At 49.0% G+C, this 23,001-nt stretch carries 28 protein-coding genes; 5 read left to right on the top strand and 23 right to left on the bottom strand.

Features of this window, described 5'->3' with window-relative positions; translation table 11 throughout:
* Positions 1 to 119: 119 nt before the first annotated feature.
* The 8 genes from ACQ4MZ_RS16320 to ACQ4MZ_RS16285 form a co-directional block, all read right to left on the bottom strand.
* Positions 120 to 419, bottom strand: a complete 300-nt coding sequence (locus ACQ4MZ_RS16320; RefSeq protein WP_430846270.1) for an HU family DNA-binding protein — start codon at positions 417 to 419, stop codon at positions 120 to 122.
* Between the two features lie 19 nt (positions 420 to 438).
* Positions 439 to 927, bottom strand: a complete 489-nt coding sequence (locus ACQ4MZ_RS16315) for a hypothetical protein (RefSeq protein WP_430846268.1) — start codon at positions 925 to 927, stop codon at positions 439 to 441.
* A gap of 103 nt (positions 928 to 1,030) precedes the next feature.
* A complete protein-coding gene (locus ACQ4MZ_RS16310; RefSeq protein WP_430846266.1) occupies positions 1,031 to 1,771 on the bottom strand; it encodes an MBL fold metallo-hydrolase in 741 nt (246 codons plus the stop codon).
* Positions 1,771 to 2,739, bottom strand: coding sequence for a recombinase RecT (locus ACQ4MZ_RS16305; protein ID WP_430846264.1), 969 nt, complete (start codon positions 2,737 to 2,739; stop codon positions 1,771 to 1,773). Before ACQ4MZ_RS16305 ends, ACQ4MZ_RS16310 begins: the two co-directional genes overlap by 1 nt.
* Before the next feature lie 2 nt (positions 2,740 to 2,741).
* Positions 2,742 to 4,670 (bottom strand): hypothetical protein, encoded by a 1,929-nt coding sequence (locus ACQ4MZ_RS16300; RefSeq protein ID WP_430846262.1) that lies wholly within the window; start codon positions 4,668 to 4,670, stop codon positions 2,742 to 2,744.
* A 157-nt stretch (positions 4,671 to 4,827) separates the two neighbouring features.
* The gene (locus ACQ4MZ_RS16295; protein ID WP_430846260.1) at positions 4,828 to 5,190 is read right to left on the bottom strand and encodes a hypothetical protein; all 363 of its coding nucleotides are present in this window, start codon (positions 5,188 to 5,190) and stop codon (positions 4,828 to 4,830) included.
* Positions 5,187 to 5,570, bottom strand: a complete 384-nt coding sequence (locus ACQ4MZ_RS16290) for a helix-turn-helix domain-containing protein (RefSeq protein WP_430846258.1) — start codon at positions 5,568 to 5,570, stop codon at positions 5,187 to 5,189. Before ACQ4MZ_RS16290 ends, ACQ4MZ_RS16295 begins: the two co-directional genes overlap by 4 nt.
* The gene (locus ACQ4MZ_RS16285; protein WP_430846256.1) at positions 5,558 to 5,833 is read right to left on the bottom strand and encodes a hypothetical protein; all 276 of its coding nucleotides are present in this window, start codon (positions 5,831 to 5,833) and stop codon (positions 5,558 to 5,560) included. Before ACQ4MZ_RS16285 ends, ACQ4MZ_RS16290 begins: the two co-directional genes overlap by 13 nt.
* 186 nt (positions 5,834 to 6,019) lie before the next feature.
* On the opposite strand from ACQ4MZ_RS16285, the gene ACQ4MZ_RS16280 reads away from it, so the two are divergent.
* Positions 6,020 to 6,802 carry a helix-turn-helix domain-containing protein gene (locus tag ACQ4MZ_RS16280; RefSeq protein ID WP_430846254.1) on the top strand — a complete coding sequence of 261 codons (783 nt, stop codon included), beginning with the start codon at positions 6,020 to 6,022 and terminating at the stop codon, positions 6,800 to 6,802.
* Positions 6,799 to 7,182 carry a helix-turn-helix domain-containing protein gene (locus ACQ4MZ_RS16275; RefSeq protein ID WP_430846252.1) on the top strand — a complete coding sequence of 128 codons (384 nt, stop codon included), beginning with the start codon at positions 6,799 to 6,801 and terminating at the stop codon, positions 7,180 to 7,182. Before ACQ4MZ_RS16280 ends, ACQ4MZ_RS16275 begins: the two co-directional genes overlap by 4 nt.
* Before the next feature lie 282 nt (positions 7,183 to 7,464).
* On the opposite strand, the gene ACQ4MZ_RS16270 is transcribed toward ACQ4MZ_RS16275, so the two are convergent.
* Both ACQ4MZ_RS16270 and ACQ4MZ_RS16265 read right to left on the bottom strand, forming a co-directional pair.
* Positions 7,465 to 8,016, bottom strand: coding sequence for an adenylate kinase (locus tag ACQ4MZ_RS16270; RefSeq protein ID WP_430846251.1), 552 nt, complete (start codon positions 8,014 to 8,016; stop codon positions 7,465 to 7,467).
* Positions 8,017 to 8,055: 39 nt separating this feature from the next.
* Entirely contained in the window at positions 8,056 to 9,447 is a 1,392-nt protein-coding gene (locus tag ACQ4MZ_RS16265) for an MFS transporter (protein WP_430846249.1), read from the bottom strand.
* Between the two features lie 188 nt (positions 9,448 to 9,635).
* Here ACQ4MZ_RS16265 and ACQ4MZ_RS16260 point away from each other — a divergent pair, with 188 nt between their 5' ends.
* Positions 9,636 to 10,013 (top strand): winged helix-turn-helix transcriptional regulator, encoded by a 378-nt coding sequence (locus tag ACQ4MZ_RS16260; RefSeq protein ID WP_430846247.1) that lies wholly within the window; start codon positions 9,636 to 9,638, stop codon positions 10,011 to 10,013.
* Here the strand turns inward: ACQ4MZ_RS16260 and ACQ4MZ_RS16255 are convergent.
* The 3 genes from ACQ4MZ_RS16255 to ACQ4MZ_RS16245 are packed head-to-tail and all read right to left on the bottom strand — an operon-like array spanning position 10,003 to position 12,310.
* The gene (locus ACQ4MZ_RS16255) at positions 10,003 to 11,685 is read right to left on the bottom strand and encodes a PepSY-associated TM helix domain-containing protein (protein WP_430846245.1); all 1,683 of its coding nucleotides are present in this window, start codon (positions 11,683 to 11,685) and stop codon (positions 10,003 to 10,005) included. The two genes, ACQ4MZ_RS16260 and ACQ4MZ_RS16255, sit on opposite strands and share 11 nt — an antisense overlap.
* A complete protein-coding gene (locus ACQ4MZ_RS16250; RefSeq protein ID WP_430846243.1) occupies positions 11,675 to 11,974 on the bottom strand; it encodes a hypothetical protein in 300 nt (99 codons plus the stop codon). Before ACQ4MZ_RS16250 ends, ACQ4MZ_RS16255 begins: the two co-directional genes overlap by 11 nt.
* 3 nt (positions 11,975 to 11,977) lie before the next feature.
* On the bottom strand, positions 11,978 to 12,310 hold the full coding sequence (locus ACQ4MZ_RS16245) for a hypothetical protein (RefSeq protein ID WP_430846241.1): 333 nt from the start codon (positions 12,308 to 12,310) through the stop codon (positions 11,978 to 11,980).
* Positions 12,311 to 12,662: 352 nt separating this feature from the next.
* Between ACQ4MZ_RS16245 and ACQ4MZ_RS16240 the strand changes: the two genes are divergently transcribed.
* The gene (locus tag ACQ4MZ_RS16240; protein ID WP_430846239.1) at positions 12,663 to 13,652 is read left to right on the top strand and encodes an aldo/keto reductase; all 990 of its coding nucleotides are present in this window, start codon (positions 12,663 to 12,665) and stop codon (positions 13,650 to 13,652) included.
* Between the two features lie 59 nt (positions 13,653 to 13,711).
* Here ACQ4MZ_RS16240 and ACQ4MZ_RS16235 read toward each other — a convergent pair whose 3' ends face one another.
* Genes ACQ4MZ_RS16235 through ACQ4MZ_RS16215 form a run of 5 tightly spaced genes read right to left on the bottom strand, consistent with a single transcriptional unit; the run spans position 13,712 to position 16,088 of the window.
* Positions 13,712 to 14,278, bottom strand: a complete 567-nt coding sequence (locus tag ACQ4MZ_RS16235) for a DUF4256 domain-containing protein (RefSeq protein WP_430846237.1) — start codon at positions 14,276 to 14,278, stop codon at positions 13,712 to 13,714.
* Positions 14,279 to 14,315: 37 nt separating this feature from the next.
* Positions 14,316 to 14,888 (bottom strand): YdeI/OmpD-associated family protein, encoded by a 573-nt coding sequence (locus tag ACQ4MZ_RS16230; protein WP_430846235.1) that lies wholly within the window; start codon positions 14,886 to 14,888, stop codon positions 14,316 to 14,318.
* 12 nt (positions 14,889 to 14,900) lie between these two features.
* The gene (locus ACQ4MZ_RS16225) at positions 14,901 to 15,284 is read right to left on the bottom strand and encodes a DoxX family protein (protein ID WP_430846233.1); all 384 of its coding nucleotides are present in this window, start codon (positions 15,282 to 15,284) and stop codon (positions 14,901 to 14,903) included.
* A 6-nt stretch (positions 15,285 to 15,290) separates the two neighbouring features.
* Positions 15,291 to 15,758 carry an SRPBCC domain-containing protein gene (locus ACQ4MZ_RS16220; protein ID WP_430846231.1) on the bottom strand — a complete coding sequence of 156 codons (468 nt, stop codon included), beginning with the start codon at positions 15,756 to 15,758 and terminating at the stop codon, positions 15,291 to 15,293.
* 6 nt (positions 15,759 to 15,764) lie between these two features.
* Positions 15,765 to 16,088, bottom strand: coding sequence for an ArsR/SmtB family transcription factor (locus tag ACQ4MZ_RS16215; protein ID WP_430846229.1), 324 nt, complete (start codon positions 16,086 to 16,088; stop codon positions 15,765 to 15,767).
* A 131-nt stretch (positions 16,089 to 16,219) separates the two neighbouring features.
* Between ACQ4MZ_RS16215 and ACQ4MZ_RS16210 the strand changes: the two genes are divergently transcribed.
* Complete coding sequence (locus ACQ4MZ_RS16210; protein ID WP_430846227.1) at positions 16,220 to 17,662, top strand: sulfatase family protein; 1,443 nt, start codon at positions 16,220 to 16,222, stop codon at positions 17,660 to 17,662.
* Positions 17,663 to 17,687: 25 nt separating this feature from the next.
* On the opposite strand, the gene ACQ4MZ_RS16205 is transcribed toward ACQ4MZ_RS16210, so the two are convergent.
* The 5 genes from ACQ4MZ_RS16205 to ACQ4MZ_RS16185 form a co-directional block, all read right to left on the bottom strand.
* On the bottom strand, positions 17,688 to 19,157 hold the full coding sequence (locus tag ACQ4MZ_RS16205) for a sulfatase-like hydrolase/transferase (RefSeq protein ID WP_430846225.1): 1,470 nt from the start codon (positions 19,155 to 19,157) through the stop codon (positions 17,688 to 17,690).
* Between the two features lie 137 nt (positions 19,158 to 19,294).
* Positions 19,295 to 20,053 (bottom strand): type 1 glutamine amidotransferase domain-containing protein, encoded by a 759-nt coding sequence (locus ACQ4MZ_RS16200; protein WP_430846223.1) that lies wholly within the window; start codon positions 20,051 to 20,053, stop codon positions 19,295 to 19,297.
* A gap of 93 nt (positions 20,054 to 20,146) precedes the next feature.
* The gene (locus tag ACQ4MZ_RS16195) at positions 20,147 to 20,710 is read right to left on the bottom strand and encodes a Crp/Fnr family transcriptional regulator (protein WP_430846221.1); all 564 of its coding nucleotides are present in this window, start codon (positions 20,708 to 20,710) and stop codon (positions 20,147 to 20,149) included.
* Between the two features lie 64 nt (positions 20,711 to 20,774).
* Complete coding sequence (locus tag ACQ4MZ_RS16190; RefSeq protein WP_430846219.1) at positions 20,775 to 21,260, bottom strand: CAP domain-containing protein; 486 nt, start codon at positions 21,258 to 21,260, stop codon at positions 20,775 to 20,777.
* Positions 21,261 to 21,688: 428 nt separating this feature from the next.
* A complete protein-coding gene (locus tag ACQ4MZ_RS16185) occupies positions 21,689 to 22,861 on the bottom strand; it encodes a PQQ-dependent sugar dehydrogenase (protein ID WP_430846217.1) in 1,173 nt (390 codons plus the stop codon).
* Positions 22,862 to 23,001: the final 140 nt, after the last annotated feature.

The following is a 23,001-nucleotide window of genomic DNA, read 5'->3' as shown; positions in this document are numbered from 1 at the left end:
ACAGCATAGAACAAAAGCAGCAAAATGCCATAAAGTAAAAGGGTGAAAAACCTCTCTATCGCTTCCATATCTTACTCAGAAAATATAGGCCGGCATATTTGCCGGCCCAATTGTCACTACTACCTACGACTCGTTAGCGAGTTTCTTTGCACACTTTTTTCCAGCTCTTCGCTGGCCCGGAAAATAATTTTGTGTCGTGCAGGGATACGGACGGAAACCCCTCTGTTGATATCTTGGCCGATCTTGCTCTTTCTCTTCTCAATCACGAAGCTTCCAAATCCGCGCACGCTCACGCGCCCCTGCACAACCATTTCTTTTAAGGCGTCGAACACATCTGCAACCGCCTTTTTAGCTGCCTTGCGATCATAGCCGCCACACCGATAAACCTTGTTGGTTAAGGTTTCTTTGTTGGTATTCATGTAGGATAGACATTGATAGTTATTTGTTTGGTAGTGTTGCCAACAGGCTTTCCACGAATTGATCCACGGTCATACCTTTCTCACGCGCTTCCTGCGCCTTTTTGTGAAATTCGTTATGCTGGGTAGGCTGCTTCTTGGTTTTGATTTTCATCAGCAATTCACTTAGGCTTACCGGGCCGCGATTGGCAAGAAGTTCGGCCACTTTTCTGGTTGCGAAATCCTCTGATGTGTCTTTCCCGGATCCATGCCTGGTGATATCATTAATCACCGAGTCAAACAAGTCACGCAGCAGCGATGAAATCCCCGAGAACCGCCCCAATCGGACCTCGGCCTGCTGCTTATACGTTTCTGAGACAGCATACAACTGTTCGGGAGAAATCCCGTGAATAAATGTCCGAAAGTGATCGGAATGCCCGACTCCTGTAATAGTAGTCAACGTAAAACCATCAATTTCTTCCTGACTGGCAAACTGCCTTTCCAGTTCCTGGAATACCTCGTTTTTGGTCATAGCTAAGTAATTATTGTGATAAGATATAATTGCGTATTGTAAACGCGTCAGTCACTTGGTTTTCCACAGGTGCTAATTTGTCAGAGTATTAATCTTCAACACGTTAAAATGGGTAAATGCCAAACCCGTCGATGCACATTCCTGCCCGAGCAATGTGGGTAAGCTTCCCTGTTTGTTGTTGAATAGATTTCTGAAATCCAGCTGGATCAGCGTTGCGTTTAGAAAGGTGTATCAGCACAATGTTGGCAACATTATCCAAATCGCTGGCGAGAAGAAAATCCCTGCACGAATCGATAGACATGTGGTTTTGTTGCACTCGTTCTGCAACCACTGCTGGCACCAATCCGGCTTCTACATTCCTTCTTAAAATTTCCGGGTCGTAATTGCATTCAACTATAAACTGATTGACACCTTGAAATTTGTATTCAACAAAATAGCTATCTGTGACAAAACAGATAACCCCACTTTCCGGATGTCGTACCAAAAAGCCCAGTGGTTCTGGGGCGTCATGAATAACGCCAAATGCTTTTATCTCGAATTTGCCCGCGGTGTACCTCCCACCATCAGCGATCGTTTTCAGATGATGCCCTTGTATATGCAGTGAATCCGCTGTCCCCTTACTGGTCAACACGTCTACACCGGCTTCCAACGCACCGGCCACGCCCATACTATGGTCATTATGACAGTGGGAAACGATTGCAATTTTCACACACGAAGTATCGAAATCCAGCGCTTGCAGTACCGTATTCCACGGCAGACCAAGTTCAATGATCAATGTTTCTTGTTCACTTTCCAGTAAGTAACAATTCCCTCTTGAACCCGAGTCCAGGACTTTCAATCTCATCAGAAACCACGTTCATCTTCCGCTGGTGCGGCCTGCTCTTGATCGAAGATTTCAGGGTCGGGGCGTGTAAGTCGTCCTTTTCCGGATTCCTTTTTGTTATTTGGTGCATCTTCGGATTGTTGGACGTTTACCGCACCAGGCCGTGTATTGCTGTCAATAATCTCCGCTTCGTCGAAAGCCATCGGCTTACTATTTGCCTGGTGGATCAGGTCTGTCTGTGTTTCTTTGCCATATGCATGGTCAACGTCCAAATCCCTGGAAATTACGGTGCTCAATTCAGCGGACAGTAATCCATAATGGCTCAGCAGATATCGTAACACAGTTTTGATCCCCATCCCTTGCTCATTCGTTACCCAAATGTTGTTCTTTTCTTTCGGATCATAGGATTTACTGTTTTTGGCTGCATAGGCATGCAGCTCGGCCACAGTCATGTACATTGTCTTTTCAAAACCATAGAGCAGCTGAATGTAGGCAAAGTAGCCAATTACAGTATCGCTGGTCCTATTACCATTCAGGTCATAAACACCCGTTAGTTTGTCGACCGTGCGAAACTCGCCTTCATAAACCACACCCGCGTTGATATAGCGATATTCACGGGTTCGGAGCGCGAGCTGGATATAACCCTTGTATCCTGGGACGAATGTCGGTTCAAGCCGCTTTTTCCATTTGCCATGCTCATCCTGATAGGACACGTTGTAAGGAATGATGTAAGCAAACCCAAGTGACCTATCCACAGGAAGTTTAAGTAAAGCTGCTTTTAACGCTTCCCTGATCAGTGCTTTGGGATCACATTCCAAAAGTTTTGAATCCCTAGCTACCAGTTCGATCATAGCAGCGGCAAACGCGTCCTTATGTTCCCGCCAAGCGTTGACAAACTGCTCCTGGACGCTAGCCGAGTTCATCATATTTTTCAACACCTCCACCTTGGAAAGCCTGGTTTCCGCCGGAGTTTGTACTTCCGCGCTCATCTTCAATTCACAGGTTCAAGTACAGTTAAGTTTTTATGTGCCGCATCCGCTATCAGATGAACAGTCTGGCCATTGGCTTTTGGCAGCCCGATAACGATACTTTCCATATTGTCGATCCACGCCGGCAGGCAAACGCCGTAGTGTTCGGAGAAAGTGCTGACAATATCCAAGTACATAGATGCTTTGCCTTCGGTGTTTACTTTGGGATAGTACACCCCGTTTAGCGTCGGCATACAGAACTCCTTGGGAGTGCCGTCATTCAGGTATTTGAAAAGCTGGAACCTGACAATCTTAAATCTTTGGTTTACTTTCTGTTCGAGTGCCGCGCTTCTATCTTTGGAAAATTGCTCCACAATAAACTTCGCCCTCAACCACTCGTTCAACTGCTGATTGACGGCGGCTTCCTCATCTAGTAATTGTTGCATCCGCGCCCGGCTTGAAATCAGGCTTGCTGTGAGCGCTTCGGCTTGATGAATTTCGCTAATCCGGCGGATCAACTCCGCCTTTTCTGCCTGTAAAGCCGCATCGTCTACTTCCGGCGGGTTTGCAAGGGCCAGTTCCAGTTCCTCTATTTCTCTCAGCACCTGAACATAGGGCGTAAAGGTTTCAATGGCAGCTTCCTGGTCAACAAGCCCTTTTAGTTGAATTTCGGCCTCCCTACATTCTTCAACCAAGCGCTCTTTGAGTGGGATACTTTGTGCCAAAAGTTCTTTGAGCTTATTCAGCTCGTTCGTTTTGGTAATGCCTTGTGTTCTTATTTGAGAAAGGGAGGATACTTTTTGCTCGTTGAAATTGCTGATCAATTGTTGAAGGCCTGTCTGTAACTGTGCCTTTGAGAACGGTCTTTTGCACACCGGGCAATTTTCGTCCGTTTCGCCCTCAAATTCCTGCTGCTGCACAGAGTCGTAGCGCTGCCGAAGGCTTTCAATCTCAGAGTCCAGCCTGTTAATTTGGTCTTGCGTTTTAAGGATCTGGTAACCTATTTCCGTTGCCTGCTCAGAATTTCTGTCGATAACCCCTTGAAACCTGACCCTTTTTGATTTTAAATCAGCCTTTCTTTGTAATTCCTGGGAAGCAAAGTCCAGCCGGATTTGCTGCTTTTTAAGCATCAGCGTGTTCTTTTTTTCATGTGCAGCCCTGAATAGGTCAAACTCTTTTCCAGAAGAGAGTTTGTTAATAGCCAGTACTACCTCGTCAAGCTGTGTTTGCAACTCTGGCAAGCTAACTCCCTCTATATGAGACAGGAGTCCAAGTTGCGCTTCGATGCCATTTATATCCAAGGCCTTCTCATTGATCCTCGGCTTCAATTCACTCTTTTGTTTTTCCAGCGTGGCTAGGTTGGCATTTACCTCTCGGCAGTATTGGTCATAAGATTTACGCCGAAGTACTTCCCCAAGCTTTTTATACCGCTGGTTTGCCTCAACAATCTGCTGTTCAGAGATATCCCCGCCGACAAGTTCCAACAGTATCTCTCGTTGTGGCTCAGGCTTCATGCTTAGAAAGTACTCAGGGCTGGAAAGAATTCTAAAACCTTCTGCTGATATTATTTCATTCAGCTGCTGCCGATACACGGTTTCCGTTTTTTGCAGAACACCGTCGATGTAATAGCGCGTCGAGTTCGTTTTTAGGTATGGTTCCCGGGTTTCAATAGCAGGTTCCCAGACCTCCACAAATTCCCTCTTCAAAGAAAGTTCCTCACCATCAGGTCTAATCCACGTCTCGCACACCACCACATCCACGGAAGGAGTCGTCTTACCCCAGGCATCCCTTGGCTTAATCTCATAATTCTCTCTATCCAACGCATCCTTTCCTGTCCAAAGCCAAAGGTGTGCATGCAGCAAAGTCGTTTTTCCGCTACGATTTATTCCTGCAATGGTCGTGCTTTCGCCGAATTGCACCGCAAATGATTTGATACCGGAAAAGTTATGCACTTCCAGTGATTTCAGCCTGTACACCCTCATTTTCTTCCTCCTCTAAAATTCTCACGGATCACTATATAGGCAAGAGTTAATCAGGGCCCGGTCAAACCGCCGGGCCTGAATTGGAAACCCTCTTCTATGTAAAGTCATAGTAATACTGCCGCCAATATTATGCAGCCAGCTCTAAACTTAGCACCATCGCTTCAACTTCCCTCAGGTCGTTAGAAACTCTCGCCTCCTTTGCTGCAATCTCATGCTCTATCCATTTCACGACGTTTTTTATCAGCAAATTTACCTCGGGCCTGTCATCAACCGGGCTCACGAGGTTATTCTGATATAATTCAGCTAACGCAATGCAACCGTCGTTAAATTTTAGTTCTGACGCATTAAAGCACCCATTTATGTCTAGAGCCAGATAAGCGTCACGCTCACCGAATTGTTTGATTTGTTTGTTGCCGGCCTCAATCAGGCTGGCAAGAAGAACCCTGGTAGGTTCTCGCAAGTCCAAATAGTGTACTAGTTCCGATCTCATTTTTTGATTTTGTTTGCGGATCTGGTAAACCTGATCCGTGGTGGTCTCGCAAAAAATTCATGAGTCGAGGAACTTGTGTTGAGTTTAGAATTAGGTTCTCTTTTGTGGGATTCCATATAAGCGATTAGATCGCTCTTTTTAAAGTAAACCTTAGTCTTAGGTTTGTAGAAAGGAATGGTTGATTTTAGGTGATAGACGTAACTTTCCTTCAACTTCAAGAATCTGGCAGCCTCTGCTAGGGACAGATATTCAGGCTCCTCAGTAACGTTGCTCGCAGTGCTGGCCCTGACGACCTCCTCTCGTAAAATATCGCGTTCTTCCCTCAAAATATTGCGAAACTGTTCGAGAATTTCTTCGAACGGATTGCTTATCGCGGCCATAGCCCAACTTCCTTAAGCAAATCTTGGCTCTCTCTTTCATGCTTTTCCCTTTCCGTAGCCATCTCTTTAAGCAGCGCCGTTGATTTTCGCAAAAATGCTACCCTCTCGTCAGATTTTGGTGCGTAGACCCCCCTTCTCCATTGACTTAAGATGGCAGATTTCTTTCCAGTTACTTCGCACAACCGGTTCACGCCCCCCTTCACTTTTTTGGCCTGATCCATAATTTGTCCAACTGTTTGAGCAAAGCTTATCTCCTTTTTCATCCTCCAAAACTTTTCTGGTTGATACTTGCATTTTATTTGCAATTGCCAAGTATATTTGTTGGAAAGCTGGAATTTTACCGTTTGATAATTGCAAACAGATTCAAATGTACAATTTGTTTGTAAATATGCAAGCAAAATTCACAAAAAGTGCCAAATAGTTTACTTGGCACATTGACCACTTATATTATGTCAACAACACCAGGTGAAGAATTAGAGAAAATCCGAAAATCCAAAAATCTGAACCAAACTGCGGTAGCTCGCGAATTAGGCCTTTCCCGCGAGTCAGTTCGGTTGTGGGAAAAAAATAAGTTGATGATAAGCGGAAGCCACTTCGACTCCCTGGCTAAACTTTACAAGATTTCCCCAAACGAATTTGCAGTAAAGTTGGGATTATCACGATCTGGCGTAGATTTAGAAAAGGGGACCGATAAGCTGACTAGACTTGACCCACATGAGGCGGTTGGTCGGAACGTCAGCCTCGTTGCTGGTTGTGAGTTTTCACAGCTTAACGAACGGGAAATGCTTGTTTTGATGCCCCTACTGGAATATAACCTGTGGAAAGATTATTTATCCCAACATTTGGATAACGATTTCTTGACTCGATTGCCCAAACATAGTATGATTGTCCACCCGAAAGATGTAGGCACCTACCGAGGGTTTAGAATTCATGGGGATTGGATGGACAACGGGTCAAAACAATCTCTCGTCGCTGGGCACATCGCTACTGGGCTAGCCGTAGATTCAGACTTACGGAAAGAAAAACTAAGTTTGCATACCTTCGTCGACTACGCTATTGTGCATCGGCATGAAGGTCCTATGATTAGGCGAATTATAGACCATGATGTATCAAAGCAGAAGTTGATATGTCAAAGCCTCAATGAGTCATATCAAGGTTTTAATATTGATTTGGAAAACGTTTTGGAATTATACAAGATTGTTGCTACAACAAGAAGGTTTGGTAACTTATGACGGATAAACTTCTGTTAGCGTCTCTTCTAAAGATGGTGCGTAAGCAACATAAGATCAGCCAAAAGAAATTGGCGGAAATGTTAGGTTTGGACCAATCCGTCATTTCCAGAGTAGAAAGAGGGCTCGTTTATAGTTTGAGTGATAACTATTTGGAAACATTAGCAAAGATTTTCAATATCGACAAATCGCTATTGCCCGAATCTCGCCGAGGCAAGTCACTTCCAATCGACAACACCGCCGATGAAACCGTGGTACTGCACGGGCAGTCAGACTTGTACAACAAGTTACAGAATCTCATACTTTGGAAAAGTAAGGGCATCATTACTTCGGAAGAGTTTGAAATCGCTAAGCAGGCTCTGTTCGGCAGCCTGAAATCATAGCGTTATACTTGCAATGAACTTGCAATGTTGTAAGCGCAAGCCGCATCCAAAAGAGTCAACCCAACACCAACAAATTTTTAAAAAAGGCAAAAAACAGGTAGTTTGGTATTGCTAAGTGAAAAAATGTCTAACAAAAGATATAAGCTGACTGACTTGTAATCAGTAGGTCGTTGGTTCGATCCCGACTGGGGGCTCTTAACAAAAACACTTAGCAACTTTGCTAAGTGTTTTTTGCTTTATACCCTTCCTTAGGATCAGTCCGAAAACTTGGGGGCGGAGAAATCATTCGCCGACTGAACTTTCATTCGTTGCGGGCACCACCTTCTCAATCCGTTCCGCAACCGTAGTATCTCCATGAATCTCGACCACCCGGCACGAAACCTTCCTGAGCCATTCTTCATGGACCCCCACATTACGACCGGTGAAATCCCTGTCATCGTATTTCGATGCCCAGTCGTAAAATTCGCGGAAGAGGCGGCTACGCACCGGATCGGTGTAAATAATGTCCCCGTACCGCTCGATTTCGCGGTCTACCAGGCGCCGCATTCTGATTTCGTTAGGAACGTAAAGAAAAACTACGAGGTCGAACATCGACAGCCATTCGTCTCCCCAGCTGATCAGCGACCCGCCGATAATGTAGCTGTCGTTCCGGGAAATAGCTTCTTGCAGCATCCGGCTTCGCGTAGGCGCATCCCTGCGCACCGTATAAGGCACGGCCGAGCGCTCCCAGAAAAAGTCATCGGTATCGAAATAGGGTATTTTTAACCTCGCGGACAGCGCATTTCCCAGCGTAGTCGAGCCCGCACAAGAAGCGCCCATGATGTGAATTTTCATAACCAATAATAAACAATCGGCAGCAAAGTATTTAAAAAGTTATGTCGGAGGTAAAAGCCACAAAAAGAACCCCACCAGCACTAGCAATGCCATATTGGTGACGGTAGCAATGCGGTATGCCGAAATGTATGCCGCCACATCCGGCGATGCGCCGAGACTCGAAAAGAAAACCCCTCCTATTACCCCGATTCCCAGCGCAATTGCCGTTTGCTGAAAGGTGGAAAAGGTTCCGGACGCGGCTCCTGCGAGTTCTACGGGTATATTTTTCAATCCGACAGCCAGCAGCGAAGGTAGTACCGAACCGCAGCCTGTGCCATAGGCGAAAAGAATCGGGTATAGCAGCTGCCGATCAGCCTCCGGGCCATCCAGCACGACGATATGCAGTACCAATGTACCAATCATGATCAGCACGCCGACTTGCAATACTTTCTTGCCAAACAGCGGAACCAGCCGCAACGAAACCAGCGAAGCGATCACATAACCAACTCCCTGAAACACGAAGAACATCCCCGTTTCTGCGGAACTGAACCCTAGGCCCGTTTCAAGCAGCACGACATTGATCAGGAAATAAGAATCCTGGACCATGAAATAAAACAGGACAACGGCCATCCCGATGTTGAAATCCCGGAAACCGAATAACCGGACGTCCAGTAAGGGCAACCGGCCTTTCAGCCGCTTTTGTTCTTGGTTGCCTGCAAAAAGTACCAGCAAAATACCTCCTGCGACGAGCATTAAGATGCACCACAACGGCCAGCTCAGTTCGCGTCCGCGTATGAGCGGGTATATCAGGCACACGAGCGCTCCCGTGAGCAGGAGTACGCCCGAAAAATCGAACCGGCTACGCTGCCCACGCCGGTCGGGAGGCAAAAGAAACAGCGCCATCGGTACCACCAGCAGGCCTATGGGTAAGTTAATAAGAAAAATAAGCCGCCAGCCTTCCAGCAACGTGTCCGTTTCAGGCAGGATACCTCCCAGAAACTGGCCGATCACCGAGGCGCTTCCAGCGATAGTCCCGTAAATACCAAGGGCTTTGACGCGCTCCCGACCAGCGGGAAACAGCTCCTGAATGTAGGTAATGCCCTGCGGGATCATCCACGCAGCGCTGACGCCCTGGAAAAACCGGGCGGCATTCAGTTGCCAGGGCATTTGCGCAAACCCGCACACCGCCGACGTTACCACAAACATGAGCATTGCCACTACAAAGACCTTCTTTTTACCAAAATAATCCCCCGCCCGGCCACCTGTCACCAGAAAACTCGCGTAGCCCAGCAAATAGAGTGCAATCACGAGCTGGATATCGCTATCCGCGCCTTGAATGCCCGTTTTAATATGTGGGATCGCCACATTTACGATGAAAATGTCCATCACCGACAGGAATACCGATGACGAAATAATGGCCAGCAGAAGCCATTTTGAAATTTGTATGTTCATTGCGTTGTTGGATGATCAGGGCGTTCCGAAATGGTCGGTCCGCATTCATTGCAGCCAAAAATCAGGCAACCAACGCTCGTAATCAAGTAGTTTATAAGACGATACCAGGTATGGCGAATGATACTATTAATGTAGATCAACCGGTTACAAATGCAGATTCTGCATCTTTTTCAGAAAAAAATAATCCGATGAATATTGCGCTCGACATCATTGGCGGGAAATGGAAGCTGATGCTCCTGAACAGGATCCGGGAAGAGTGCCCGATGCGTTTCGGTGTGCTGCGCCGCAAGCTTCCCCACATTACGCAGGCGACGCTTACGGCACAGCTGAAACAATTGGAACGGGACGGTATTCTGCTGCGCGAAGCTTATGCAGAGTCACCGCCACGGGTGGAGTATAAATTGACGGAGCTCGGCAAAAGCCTCATCCCCATTATGGATTCGCTTTGTGCATGGGGCGAGGATTACCAACGGCAAAACCAGCCCGGTGAGGCGTCACCCGGTGAGGCGTCACCCGGTGAGGAGTCACCCGGTGAGGAGTCACCCGGTGACGCAGTTATTCTCTGACTACGGTTGCTTTTAACACTTTCTCGGGCGCTTTGCGCAAACTCAGCACCTTGAAAGTCTTCGCCTCCGCATTCACGCGGGTGAATGCATACGCGCACGAGCCGGCGAGGACGATGAACAGTGCGTCGATAAAGAAAATGTCGAAAGCGCCCTGCTGCCAGGTGTTCCAGATCCAAAGGCCTGTGGAAATGCCGTTCGCGATGGGTACGCCCAGGCAAAGAACAGTCGAAAGGATCAAGGTATGACGGTTCATCCGCGGCAGGCTCCGAAGGACCATCAGGTAAATACCCAGCACAAGCCAGCTGTAAAAATAGGTACGGTAAATCACGGCCTGATCGACGTGGTTAAGCATTTTGACCATGATAAATGTAAATGCCGTCACAGGCAGCATGCTCAGACAAGCCGCCAGGAAGAAGTTGCTCGCCCAGAAATTGAACCGGCGCTTGCGGAGTTCAGTAGCGACCTTGTCGCGTGCCACGAGCCAGATCATAATACCCGAAATAATTACGGCGCAGCCCATCAGTCCCAGCAAGAAGAACACGATCCGCAGCGGCTTCCCGCCAAAATCCCCAAAATGCAGATGGTACACCAGGCTCTTGACGCCGTCGATATAGTTGCCGTCGGTATTAGGCGACTTTTGTTCCAGCACTTTTCCACTGGCGATGTTGACCGTCGCAAATCCCGATCCGGCGAAGTTGGTCTCCGCGTTCGGCTTTGCTTCGAGACTTACCTGCATACTCTCGTCCATGTAATTGCGGATGTAAATGCGCGAGATTTGGGCGTCTTTCCACTCCTTCTGCCATTTCCCTACAAATGCGTCCATGTCGAACGTTCCGTTCATAGGCTTGTAGGTATAATCCACCTTAATGGTCTTGTTGTATTGCAGGCTTTCATACAACTTGTCGGAGTCGCCGTTGTAAAGCAGGTTGGCAAATGGAGCCAGCAACACATAGTTCACGATCAGCACGACGCCCGTCACCGCAAATACCAGCTGGAACGGGAAACCGATCACGCCCAGAGCGGTATGCATGTCAGTCCAGACGGTCTTCCATTTGCTCATCGGCCTAAACAGGAAGAAATTGGATTTGATCTTGTCCCAATGCAGTAACAAACCCGTAATCAGCGCAAACAGGAAAAGAAATGCGACGATACCCGCCACCAGGTAACCAAACGGTGTGCCGATATTGATACCAACCTGATTCAGCTGCGCCAGGAAATGCAGACGGTACAGGAATTCAGCCATGTCGTAGCTGTCGGAATAATCACCCGCTTTCTTATCGGCAAAATGGTAGCGAAAATAAGCCGCGTCATCGTCGCCCCCCCGCCCTTTTCTCCTTCGTCCTCCCTCCTTTTTAGGTTTCAGCTTGGGTTTGCTGATGGTCGTATCCTGCGAGGCCGTCATATCCACATATGTCCCCTGTCCCTGGCGAAGCAAGTAAAAATTGAAGTTACGCCCCCTGAGGTTATAATGCTGTGAAAGCGAATCGAGCAGGTGATTGTAGGGTGGATCAAATCGCTGCCCTACTTCCGACCTCCCCTTTTGCCAGGCAGCAATGTCGTCTTTGAAAAAGGAAAAAGACCCGGCGAAAAATATGACGTACAACAATGCGGCAATGATGATCCCGCTGATCGTGTGGGTGTGAAAATAGATGTTATACTTCCTAGGATCCATGGTTGAAGTTGAATTTCAGTAGATAAGGCAGCGCAAACACGAGAGTCAGGAGAATGTAAAGTCCCCACACACGCCATACGTTCGTAGCGATGAATGCGTAAAGCAACAGGAACGCCCAAAGGAGATAGCCCGTGAAACAGGCCGTGATAATGACATTTTCTTTGGGCAGGAAAGCCGCAAAAAACAAATGCAGGCTCATCATAACGGCATATCCGCCGACGCTGCCGGCGAGAATTTTGCTCAGCCGCAGCCAGGGTGATTTGGTCAGATATTTCTTATTGGCAGGCATAAATCAGTTGGTAGCAAGTTCGAGCGTCAATGCACACAGGTAAAGTATCGCAACTCCCGCCGAGCCGAAGTAGCGGAACGGAAAAAGCAGCACGGATACCGAGCCGGCCATCATCAGGATCACCACCGCGGCAAACAAGCCGCTCCCTACCCCAAGTAAACTGACGCAAAGCGCAGTGGCAATCAGAAACAATGCGCCAGCGGCCGAGCGGCTATACACTCGATTAGTGGCCATAAAGGCCATTACCTCGTTTTTATCGGTCCAGGGAATGCGCGTGGACGTGTTCATCCAGAACATGAACCCGAGGAGAAAGAGTAGACAGATCGTACTAAACATAAGATTGATTCAAAGACCGCATTCGGGAACAAACGCGTCTCAGGCTATTGGTTATGAGAAATTTGGAATCAATTATTTATAATTAGTTTAAATAAATTTCACAAATATAAATTGAAACCTGGAAAGTAGCTGTAAAAATCGCTTGATTTTGAAAAAAAAGAGACGGGAGGTTACATGGAAAACCAGGCGAGCAACTAGCAGTTAGCTTTAACGGGCAGGCTGTCTATTTGAAGTATGCCGGCCGTGTCAGGAATCATCTATCACCGTACTTATAGAAACCTATGATCTATGTTATTTTGAGGATACATTAATCCAGTGGAATTTTGTAGCCACAAATATCATATTGATCAAAATGGAATACAGAAAATTAGGAAATACCGACCTTGAACTATCAGCGATTACCTATGGCGCATTTGCGATCGGCGGCACGATGTGGGGCGGAAATGAGAAGAAAGATTCGATTGAAGCCATTCATGCGTCAATCGATCATGGGGTTACTTCGCTGGACACCGCTCCATTTTACGGTTTCGGACTGAGTGAACAGCTGATTGCGGAAGCACTGAAAGGCAAAGACCGGACAAAGGTACAGATCCTGACCAAATTCGGGCTCGTCTGGGATGGCAGTAACCACGGAAAAGGAATGCATTTCTTTGATATGGAGGACAATGGCCAAAATCTTTCGGTTTACAAGTACTCCTCGAAAGCGAATATCATTAAAGAAGTGGAGGAAAGCCTCAAAAGGCTGAATACCGACTATATCGACTTGTTGCAGCAGCACTGGCCGGACATTACCACGCCTATCGACGAGACGATGGAGGCAATGGAAATGCTCATTCAACAAGGAAAGATCCGTGCGGCGGGCGTCTCCAACCATGGCCTGCCATTGCTGAAAGATGCATCCAAGACATTCGTACCGGCCTCCAACCAGGTGGCTTTCAGCATGCTGAACCGCGCTATCGAGACCGAGCTGGTCCCTTACACGGTGGAGAATAATATCGGAATCATCGCTTACAGCCCTATGGAAAGAGGGCTGCTGTCGGGCAAATATTTCCGGAACGAATCCCTGAAAAGCGACGACCATCGGAATGGCTATTTCGGCCAGTTCGACCTCGCCAGAGTGCAGGCGCTGCTCGAAAAACTTTCGCCGATTGCCGAAGAAAAGAATGCGACGCTCACCCAGCTGGTACTTCGTTGGACCACGCTTCAAAAGGGCATTACCGTCGTGCTCGCAGGCGCGCGCAATGCAGAACAAGCTGTTTCGAACGCGCAGGCAATGAATATCACACTTTCTGGTGATGAGCTGCAGGCGATCAATGGATTCGTTTTGGGGTTGGGGCTTTAGGCTATAAGCTGTAAGCTGTGGATATAGGCCATACGCTTACAGCTTATAGCTTACCATTGTTACACGCGCAGCGTCCCGCGGAACCCTCTGGCGGCATAATATGACTCCGCGCCGTTGTGATAATAGAAAACCGTGTCGTACCGGCGGTCGCAGAATACCGCGCCGCCGAGTTTACGGATATCGGCCGGCGTTTTGACCCAGCTCGACGTCTTGAGATCGAACTTTCCGAGCGTCTGCAAATGGCGGTATTCGGCTTCATCGAGGATTTCAATACCTATTTCGGCGGCTATGTCCAATGCGGTGTTTTCCGGCTTGTGTTCCTTCCTGAAATTCCACGCGTCGCGGTCGTAGCAGAGGCTCCTGCGCCCTTTGGGACTTTCGGGTGCGCAGTCGCAGAAAATGTATTCGCCCGTCTTTTTGTCGAAACCGATCACATCCGGTTCGCCGCCTGTAAGCTCCATTTGATCCAGCGACCACAGCTTTTCGCTTTTAGCATTTAACCTCGCCTCCACGTCGGCCCATTGAATGCCCTCGTGGCGGTTTTTATGTTTTTCAAAACGTGCTTTTAAGGTCTTGAACAGTTCGTCGCGGCCTTCCGCCGACAATTCTTTTTTATCAATGGCCATAATGTATTTTCTTTTAATTAAAAGTCTCTAAAAAACGCTAGTCGTTCAAACCTTTGCCATTCAGGATCCGCTCGATGTTTTTCTCGATGCGGAGCTGGCGGGTCTGGGATTGTTTTGAGGCAGTGAAATAGATAATATATGCCCGCTGCCGTCCGGGCGTCAATGCATCGAAAGCTCTTTTCAATGCGGGTATTTCGTCGAAGGTTTCCTGCAATTCTGGCGGCGTAGGTAATGATTTATCGATCCTCACCTTCACACCCGATTGCTCGGCTTGCACCGCTTCGCGGATGTAGGCTTTCAGCACCGGTTCCAGGGCGACAACATCCTCCGCCGTGGCGAAGCGAATCTGCCGTCCGACCTTCGTATTTTCGCCCGTTTTGATGAGAATGTTCTCAGGGTCGCTCAGCAGGTAACCTTTCATGAATAGCAATGCGCAATAGGCCTTGAAACCCTGAATAACCACGATGTTAGTCCCTTCGAACGAGTAGCAAGGTTTGCCCCATTTAAACTCCTCGGTCAGCCCGCAGTCTATCGCGATGGTTCGCAGTTCCTCTATTATTTCCCGCCATTGTCCTGCCTGGACTACATATGCATCGACTTTGCTATTCATGATAAAGTGCTTTTAAATTTGAACAGGGACCAACCTTCTGCTTGCCGGCCGGAAATACCACGATATGATGGTCAATACGAGCAGCAAAAGCGGCGGCGCCACCTCACCGATCGGGTCGCCGAGTGCTATGTGAGAGACAATCGCGCCAGACATACAAAAGAAGAACCCTGCGTACGCCCATTCTTTCAGAAGCGGGAATTTAGGAATAAGTACTGCTACCACGCCCAAAATTTTCCAGACACCGATGATCGTCAGCAGGTATTCCGGATAGCCCAGGCGTGCGAACATATCTACTTCTTCCTTCATTTTCATAAGCTGTACAATGCCGGTCGAAGTCATTCCCAGGGCGAGCCAGGCGGTAAAAATCCAGTAAATAATTCTGTTTCTCTTTTCCATGGTAGTTTATATTAATTGTTTGATAACTTGTTCCAACCGGTTGTGCGCCATATTGATACCTTTCGCAAATGGCAGTTTCAGCATGGCCTCGCGGTCGGCCGGTGATTTATACACAATCTGCATCGTAAGCTTGCTGGTGTTTTCGGCAAGTTTTTCGAACACGAGAAATTCAAGCTGCACGGGGAAGGGCGTATTCTCCATCTGAAATGTACGCGTGATCCTTTGCTCCGGTACAAACTCATGGATGACCCCATTCGTTCTCAATACCACATTACCCTGCGCGTCGGACGTTTCATACTGCCAGCTTCCGTGGGGTTTGCATTCGAGTTTCACCACTTTGGTACCCATCCATTGCTCCACGATTTCCGGCTCCACGTACGCTTTGAAGAGCAAGTCCAGCGGCAGATCAAACTCCCGGGTGATCACCAGGTCCTGCCGGCCGTCCTCAGCATTGATTTTCGTTTTCATTTCCATGTTCTGCTACTTTTTGGATTGATAGTTTTTCATAATGGATTCCAGCTTGTTGAACCGGTCATCCCACATTTGCCGGAAAGGCTCGATGAAGTCGGCGATCTCTTTCATTTTGCTGGGATTTAAGTGATAGTGAATTTCCCGGCCGGTCTGCTCCTGTTTCAGCAGTTCGCATTCGGTCAGTATCTGCAAATGCTTGGAAACCGTAGGTCTGGCGGTATCGAAGTTCGAGGCAATCGCCCCCGCCGTCAGGGATTGCGACGCCAACAGCAGCAGGATCGCCCTTCTCGTAGGGTCTGCTATGGCTTGAAAAACATCTCGTCTCAGGTTCATTGCGTAGTTATTTGGCTACGAATTTATATGTAGCCACTTAGCTACGCAAATTTTTTGTGAATTTTTTTGAAAAATTTATAGTTAAATGACTTTTCGTAAGTGTATTGGGCATTTTAAACTAATGCAGAAACATGACACGCCGCTATCTTCTTCTGATTGTATTGCTTTTGACGGGCATCGTCGCGCAGGCAGCACAGCCGGTCAATATCATATTCATCATCGGTGACGATATCAGTTGGGACGACATCGGCGCCTATGGCAATGGCAAAGTAAAGACGCCGAACCTCAACAAGCTCGCGCTTGAAGGGATCAAGTTCACCAATATGTTCCTCACGGCCAGCTCTTGCAGTCCCAGCCGTGCGAGCATTCTTACAGGCCGTTACCCCCACAATACCGGTGCGGCCGAGTTGCATTCACCGTTGCCCGCCCATTTGAAATACTTTCCTGAACTCCTGAAACAGAAAGGATATTACACGGCGTTGGCCGGTAAATGGCACGAGGGCCCCAACACGCGCCGCGCTTACGATACCTTGCTGGTGAACCAGGCGCAAAATGGCGAAGGCGGTGAAGCACAATGGATTAATCTCCTGAAATCCCGGCCCCGGACCAAGCCGTTCTTCTTCTGGCTGGCACCCTACGATGCGCACCGGCCCTGGTCCGCTTCGACCAACGGCCCGCAACACGATCCCGTACGCGACGTGGAGGTGCCGCCTACGCTCGTGGATACTCGCGAGACGCGGGAGGACCTGGTGGCCTATTACAATGAAATCGCCCGGCTGGACCACTATGTGGGAGAACTTGAAAAAGAGCTGGCAGCCCAGGGGCTTTCAGAGAATACCCTCATCATTTTCACGGCGGACAACGGCCGGCCGTTTCCCGGAAGCAAAACGCGACTGACGGATGCCGGCATTAAAGCACCTTTCCTCGCAAAATGGCCGGGCGGAATTGGGGCCGGCCAGACTTGCCAGAGCCTGCTCAGCGCGGTGGATATTGCCCCCACATTGCTGGCGCTCGCAGGTGTCGACGCCGGGCCGACATTTCAGGGCAGAAGCTTCGCACAATTATTCAAAAATCCGGCCCAGGAGTTCAGAAAATACGTTTTCGCCGAACACAACTGGCACGACTACGAGGCTTACGAGCGCGCCGTTCGCACGAAGGATTTTTTATACATCATCAATAAAAGGCCCAAACTAGACAACGGCGGCCCGATCGACGCTAACCAGAGCCCGTCGGCCAAAGCACTGAAAGCCGCGCGGAAATCCGGCAATCTAAGTCCATTGCAGGAAGATGCATTGAAGGTACCGCGACCATCGGAAGAGTTCTTCGACAATTTCAAAGACCCGGCACAAGCGGAGAACCTGATGGAAAACAATGCCTATGCCTCGCAAATCCAGGCATTAAAAAAGGTGCTGGCCCAATGGCAGAACGACACCGGCGACACCGTCCCGGAACACCTTACCCCCGACTGGTACGACCGCCAAACCGGCGAACCGCTTCCCGCAAAGGACAAACGTGGCGAAATGCCCGGCGCCGCCAAACACGCCGACCATGTGAACGGGAAGGGGCCGTTTTGAGATCAATCGGGTCCATTTTCAAAACCTACTTCTTAAAATACCGATCCTGCGTGTACTTCGGCTGGAATTTGTCCATGGTCCGGTCGTACTTCGTGGGGTCGTATTGCATCGGCAGAATCGTTTTGGCCGTGTAGGCCACGGTATCCCCGGTTTGCTGCTGCCACTGGATCAGCAGTTTTTTCAAACTTTCCTCCTTCTGACGGTATTCTGCTTTGCCAGATAAGTTTTCCGTTTCCAGCGGGTCTTTTTTGAGGTTGAAAAGCTGGGTGTAATCGCGGTTCGGATAGCGGATAAGCTTCCATTCCTCATCACGCACCGCCCTGATCAGGTTTCGGTAAGCCGTAAAACTGCTTTCCCTCACGCCTTTGGATTTTCCGCTGACCACTTCCGAGAGGCTTTTGCCGTCGACCGTCTCAGGTTCGGGTAGGCCTGTCAACGATGCCAGCGTCGGAAAAATATCGTAGAGGTACACGAGCGCATCGGACACCCGGCTTTTTGGAATACCTGGTCCTGTGATAATGAAAGGTACCTTCATGCTGTGTTCGTACAGGCTTTGCTTGCCGAGCAATCCGTGGCTACCCACCGCCAGGCCGTTATCAGCGGCATAAACGATGATCGTGTTATCGTAAAGCCCCTTTTCCTTCAATGACCGGACAATGTCGCCCACGCGGGCGTCGAGGTGACTGATCAGGCCATAGTAGTCGGACAATGTGGCTTTGATGATTTCCGGCGTACGCGGCCAGGGCGCCAGGTTTTCGTCACGAACCTGCGCCTCACCGTAGTCGAATGGGTGCACCGGCTTGAAATTCCCAGGCAATGGAATGTCCTTTTCGGGGTATTTACCGATATAATCTTCTCGCGGCGAACGCGGATCGTGCGGCGCGGTATAAGCAATGTAGCAGAAGAACGGCTTAGTCTTTTCGCCTTTTGCATATTCATCAATATAAGAAAGCGCTGCTTCGGTGAAAATGTCGGTAGAAAATCCTTTCACTACCGGCTCGCCGAGCTTGCCATTGTTCAAATCCCGCACAGGCACCTGGAAATGGTCGCTCATACCGCCCAGCATGACTGCCTTACCCTTCTGAAACGAGGCTTCGAAGGTTTGCCCGCCGTTATGCCATTTACCGGTGCCGAAAGTTTCATACCCATTTTCCGCGAAATGCTGGGGCATGGTATGAACGCCGTCGAGCATATCGTAAACATGGAAAAGACTCTTCCCGCTCATGAGCATCGCGCGGCTGGGCGCGCAGATTGCCCCGTGATGCCCACCCATGACGTAGCAATTCGCAAACCGCGTTCCCGATTTCGCCAGCTGGTCGATATTCGGCGTTTTCACCACGCTGTTGCCGGCTATCCCCAGCGCGTCGGCGCGCTGATCGTCGGCGAAAATGAACAGGATATTGGGTTTGGCGGCAGGCCTGGGGGCGGGCTGCTTTTCAGGGAGAGATTGAAGGAAGAATGGCGCGGCCAGCAAAACGGCCCACAACCAGCGCATACTTGTAAAGCTTTTCAATGCAGGTTTAGTGTTACAGTGGGAACTTGAACAGAGATAAGTGCTAATTTACATACAAAAGCCGGCACCCAAAACCATTCCTGCCTTCGGGTACCGGCTCGCTCAATAATGCCTGTCTCTTATTTCCCCAATACTTCAAGCATCGCCAGTCCTACTGCTTTCGCCGACTGGGGGTTTTGCCCGGTAATCACCCGGTGATCGGTCACGACATGCGTCTGCCAGTTGCCCGATTTCTCGAATTTCGCCCCACGTTCAATCAGCCGCGATTCCAATGCGAAAGGCACTACCTTCTCCATTCCTACCGCCAACTCTTCCTCATTGGTGAATGCATTGATTTTTTTGCCATTGACGAGATAACTCCCATCGGCGAGTTTGATATTGACCAGCCCCGCCGGGCCATGGCAAACAGCCGCCACCACGCCATTTTGCGCGTAAATCTCAGATGCAATGGCCGCGATTTTCGCGTCGTCGGCTAAATCCCACATCGCCCCGTGGCCTCCGGCGTAGAAAATCGCCTGGTAATCCTGCGGTTTTACGGCGTCGGGGGTGAGGGTGTTCTCCACCTTTTGGCGGGCCTGCGCATTGTCCCAAAATTTCTTGTTGACTGGGTCCGTCAGATCTAAACCGTCCACCGGTGCCTTGCCGCCTTTCGGGCTCACAAAATCAACCTCATATCCCGCATCACTCAACACTTCCCACGGATGGGACACTTCGCTGAGATAATATCCGGTAGGTTCGCCGGTACTGCCTTTCGTATCGTGGCTCGTTACCACGAAGAGAATTTTCTTTTCCATTTTTTGTCCTGTCTGGGCTATCGCGTCACTGTTCGAACTGATCACAGAAGCCGCGAGGGCGAGTTTTACCAAAGCGTTTGCCATGTTTTCCTGAATTGTTTTGACAATGCAAAATTGCTGCCCGCACCCGGGAAGCGACAGGAAGAAGGTCACAAGTTTGGTGTGATGTACATCACACTAGGCAGACAGCCGGCTGAGTGTTTCGCGAGAGACGCCCAGGTAAGAGGCCAGCAACGTCTTGGGCAGGCGCTGTGCCAGCGAAGGGTACATTTGCAGCAATTCGTGATACCGTTCGGCGGCGCTTTGGTTCATAAATGACAGAATGCGCCTTTGCAGGGCAACATAGCCGGCATTCGACTTTTTCCTGAAAAAGTGCTCGATCCGGTGCAGCTCGCTGCAAAGCTTTTCGCGGTTCGCCAGCGACAGACAAAGCACTTCCACATCCTCCACGCAGGTAATATCGAGCGTGGCGTCGGTTTGGTTGAAGTATGCCTGGTAGTCGGAGATCCACCAGTCTTCCATCGCCAGTTGAAGAATATGCTCTTTCCCCTGCTCATTGATAAACGAGGATTTCAACAGGCCTTTCACCACAAAAAAGTCATGACTTACCGGCGAGCCTTGCTGGACAACGAATTGGTGTTTCCTGAATTTACGGCTCGTAAAATGCGAACTGACGTAGGCAAACTCTTCGGGTGTGAGCGATACCAGCTTGTCAAAATGGGTTTTGAGTTCCTCAAACATTACTTGCAGATCAATCCGTAAAATGTCATTAATGGCAATTCTACGAATTTATACATTAAATCATTCAGCGTTCCCCGCCGAAGTTCTGCACGAGGCTTCCGTAAGGAGCTTTTTTATGAAGATAAGGTTCGGGCGACAGCCGGGCGGCGCAACCCAAATAAGTATATGCGGGATTTAATAAGTTAACACGGTGAGGAGGCGACGCCATCCATTGCTCCACAACAAACCGCGCGTAGGCCGCATAAGTGTACGGAATACAGCGTTTTTGGTCGCTTTCATTTAAGAATTCATATTGATTCAAGCGACGGTCCCATCTTGCGATCATAAAATCGCCGCTTACCAGTGTCTGGTATTTGCCGATGTTTTCGGCAACCCTTTTAAATCTTTTGGTATATAATTCCACCCGCCGCTGCGCCGTGCGTTCGTAAGGGCTGTAAGGGTTGGTATGGTTGAAAAACATGCGATACACCATCGCAGTGGCATGCCCGGACGATGCCAGGTACAAACCGGGGTCATATTCAAATGGCGGTAAATCATGTTTTCGTCTCATTTCATTACTGGCATGAAAAACGGCCGCGTCCAGAAAAAGCGTGTCTGGATTTCGCAACGGAATCAGCTCATTGCATTTGGGTAATGCAAAAAAACGGCTGTCATCGACTGCATAATATCGATTTCTATGCAAGTCGGTTCCTAAATGCGAATACAAATAGAGGGCAAAAACGATAAGGGCTTCCATGGCATTGCAAAATGAATCCAATCATTTAGAACAATATGTATGAAAAATAATAATAAAATAACACTTAGAAAATTTTGCAGTGTAGTAATGCTTTCTCTGACTGGATTTTCAATTACCGGCGCTACCGATTTTATTGTCGGAGGAACAACCGCTGTTTTTCAGCATTGTGCGACACAGCGCCTCACCAATTCCTACGTTACCGCCAGGCTCCCAACCCGCTATTTCGCCATAAGCAAGCCAGATTAAGGCTGCGCCAATTTCATGATTTTTCCTGTGCCGTAGTTGCAGATATAAAGTTCGTCGGATTGGTCGGTGCCGAAGGCGGATATTTGCCCTACGCCTTCGGCAATAATGCTGTTCTGAACCGCTTTGCCATTTTGGGTTTCTAGCGCGAAAAGTCGCCCGCTTACGTAATCGCCGAATACATATTTGCCCGCGAGCGACGACACCGCCTTGCCGCGGTACACAAACCCGCCCGTGACCGAATGCTCGCCGTTAGCCTGCGGCAGGTCCAGCACAGGGTCGATCAGCCCTTCGGCATTGCAATCGCGCTTGGGGTTATAGCAGTCGATACTTTCCTTTAACCGCCAGCCATAGTTGCCGCCTTTAACGATGATATCGATCTCCTCCCGTTTGTTCTGCCCCACATCTCCGGCCCAAAGCGTATTGGTGGCATCATCGAAGCTAATCCGCCACGGGTTCCGCAGGCCATAGGCATATATTTCCTCTCTGAATCCTTCCTTGTTGCCCGCAAACGGGTTATCGGCCGGAATTCCGTAGTTGCCCTTTGTCTTGCTGTTCACATCCACACGCAGAATCTTCCCTAGCCAGGAGCTTTTGTTCTGGCCGTTATTGCCCGGGTCGCCCCAACTGCCGCCGTCGCCTGTGGAAATGTAGAGGTAGCCATCCTTGCCAAATTTCACAGCTCCCCCATTGTGATTGTCAAAAGGCTGATCAAATGTAAAAAGCACCGTTGCACTTGCTGGGTCGGCCTGATTGGGATCGCTGGCACTCGCTTTATAGCGTACAATGGCCGTTTCGAGCTTGCCCGATACTTTCGTGGTGTAATTCAGGAAGAAATAGCCATTGTTTTTATAGTCAGGGTGAAAAGCGAGACCCAATAACCCTGCCTCACCGCCATAACTCACCAGTTTTTTGATATCGAGAAACACTTTTGCCGATGACGTTGCCGCGGCGTTTTCGAAAACACGGATCGTTCCTTCCTGTTCCAGCACAAAAAGCCGGTTGGAACCGTCGTTCGAGTGGGTAAGATCAACGGGATAATCGAAATGCAGTTTGGGAAATGCCTCCACTACCTTCACTACCGCCGCGGCACCAGGCCTGTGCGGTCTTGACGCATTGCAAATGACTAGAAGCACAAGCCCGGCGAGGCCTTTTATGACAAAACGTTTCATGGTAAATCGGGTTTGGGTTAAAACAGCAGCCAATTTCCTGCCGGATTACAAGTCAACTGCGGTTCAGATTTACTTTCTATTGCCTTACCCGGCAAATGCAGAATTTTAGTATTTAAACTTTCAAAAAGTTTTGAAAGTTT

It is taken from the genome of Dyadobacter sp. BHUBP1 (genome assembly GCF_050587785.1).
GTDB lineage: Bacteria > Bacteroidota > Bacteroidia > Cytophagales > Spirosomataceae > Dyadobacter.
This window is presented reverse-complemented; position numbering and strand designations above follow the sequence as displayed.

Coding starts and splice junctions, on each gene's coding strand:
- ACQ4MZ_RS16320 (WP_430846270.1), bottom strand. CDS start 419: ATGAATACCAACAAAGAAACCTTAACCAACAAGGTTTATCGGTGTGGC.
- ACQ4MZ_RS16190 (WP_430846219.1), bottom strand. CDS start 21,260: ATGAGACGAAAACATGATTTACCGCCATTTGAATATGACCCCGGTTTG.
- ACQ4MZ_RS16210 (WP_430846227.1), top strand. CDS start 16,220: ATGACACGCCGCTATCTTCTTCTGATTGTATTGCTTTTGACGGGCATC.
- ACQ4MZ_RS16265 (WP_430846249.1), bottom strand. CDS start 9,447: ATGAACATACAAATTTCAAAATGGCTTCTGCTGGCCATTATTTCGTCA.
- ACQ4MZ_RS16225 (WP_430846233.1), bottom strand. CDS start 15,284: ATGGAAAAGAGAAACAGAATTATTTACTGGATTTTTACCGCCTGGCTC.
- ACQ4MZ_RS16230 (WP_430846235.1), bottom strand. CDS start 14,888: ATGAATAGCAAAGTCGATGCATATGTAGTCCAGGCAGGACAATGGCGG.
- ACQ4MZ_RS16275 (WP_430846252.1), top strand. CDS start 6,799: ATGACGGATAAACTTCTGTTAGCGTCTCTTCTAAAGATGGTGCGTAAG.
- ACQ4MZ_RS16285 (WP_430846256.1), bottom strand. CDS start 5,833: ATGAAAAAGGAGATAAGCTTTGCTCAAACAGTTGGACAAATTATGGAT.
- ACQ4MZ_RS16310 (WP_430846266.1), bottom strand. CDS start 1,771: ATGAGATTGAAAGTCCTGGACTCGGGTTCAAGAGGGAATTGTTACTTA.
- ACQ4MZ_RS16255 (WP_430846245.1), bottom strand. CDS start 11,685: ATGGATCCTAGGAAGTATAACATCTATTTTCACACCCACACGATCAGC.
- ACQ4MZ_RS16220 (WP_430846231.1), bottom strand. CDS start 15,758: ATGGAAATGAAAACGAAAATCAATGCTGAGGACGGCCGGCAGGACCTG.
- ACQ4MZ_RS16185 (WP_430846217.1), bottom strand. CDS start 22,861: ATGAAACGTTTTGTCATAAAAGGCCTCGCCGGGCTTGTGCTTCTAGTC.
- ACQ4MZ_RS16295 (WP_430846260.1), bottom strand. CDS start 5,190: ATGAGATCGGAACTAGTACACTATTTGGACTTGCGAGAACCTACCAGG.
- ACQ4MZ_RS16260 (WP_430846247.1), top strand. CDS start 9,636: ATGAATATTGCGCTCGACATCATTGGCGGGAAATGGAAGCTGATGCTC.
- ACQ4MZ_RS16270 (WP_430846251.1), bottom strand. CDS start 8,016: ATGAAAATTCACATCATGGGCGCTTCTTGTGCGGGCTCGACTACGCTG.
- ACQ4MZ_RS16305 (WP_430846264.1), bottom strand. CDS start 2,739: ATGAGCGCGGAAGTACAAACTCCGGCGGAAACCAGGCTTTCCAAGGTG.
- ACQ4MZ_RS16245 (WP_430846241.1), bottom strand. CDS start 12,310: ATGTTTAGTACGATCTGTCTACTCTTTCTCCTCGGGTTCATGTTCTGG.
- ACQ4MZ_RS16235 (WP_430846237.1), bottom strand. CDS start 14,278: ATGGCCATTGATAAAAAAGAATTGTCGGCGGAAGGCCGCGACGAACTG.
- ACQ4MZ_RS16280 (WP_430846254.1), top strand. CDS start 6,020: ATGTCAACAACACCAGGTGAAGAATTAGAGAAAATCCGAAAATCCAAA.
- ACQ4MZ_RS16240 (WP_430846239.1), top strand. CDS start 12,663: ATGGAATACAGAAAATTAGGAAATACCGACCTTGAACTATCAGCGATT.
- ACQ4MZ_RS16250 (WP_430846243.1), bottom strand. CDS start 11,974: ATGCCTGCCAATAAGAAATATCTGACCAAATCACCCTGGCTGCGGCTG.
- ACQ4MZ_RS16195 (WP_430846221.1), bottom strand. CDS start 20,710: ATGTTTGAGGAACTCAAAACCCATTTTGACAAGCTGGTATCGCTCACA.
- ACQ4MZ_RS16315 (WP_430846268.1), bottom strand. CDS start 927: ATGACCAAAAACGAGGTATTCCAGGAACTGGAAAGGCAGTTTGCCAGT.
- ACQ4MZ_RS16215 (WP_430846229.1), bottom strand. CDS start 16,088: ATGAACCTGAGACGAGATGTTTTTCAAGCCATAGCAGACCCTACGAGA.
- ACQ4MZ_RS16200 (WP_430846223.1), bottom strand. CDS start 20,053: ATGGCAAACGCTTTGGTAAAACTCGCCCTCGCGGCTTCTGTGATCAGT.
- ACQ4MZ_RS16205 (WP_430846225.1), bottom strand. CDS start 19,157: ATGCGCTGGTTGTGGGCCGTTTTGCTGGCCGCGCCATTCTTCCTTCAA.
- ACQ4MZ_RS16290 (WP_430846258.1), bottom strand. CDS start 5,570: ATGGCCGCGATAAGCAATCCGTTCGAAGAAATTCTCGAACAGTTTCGC.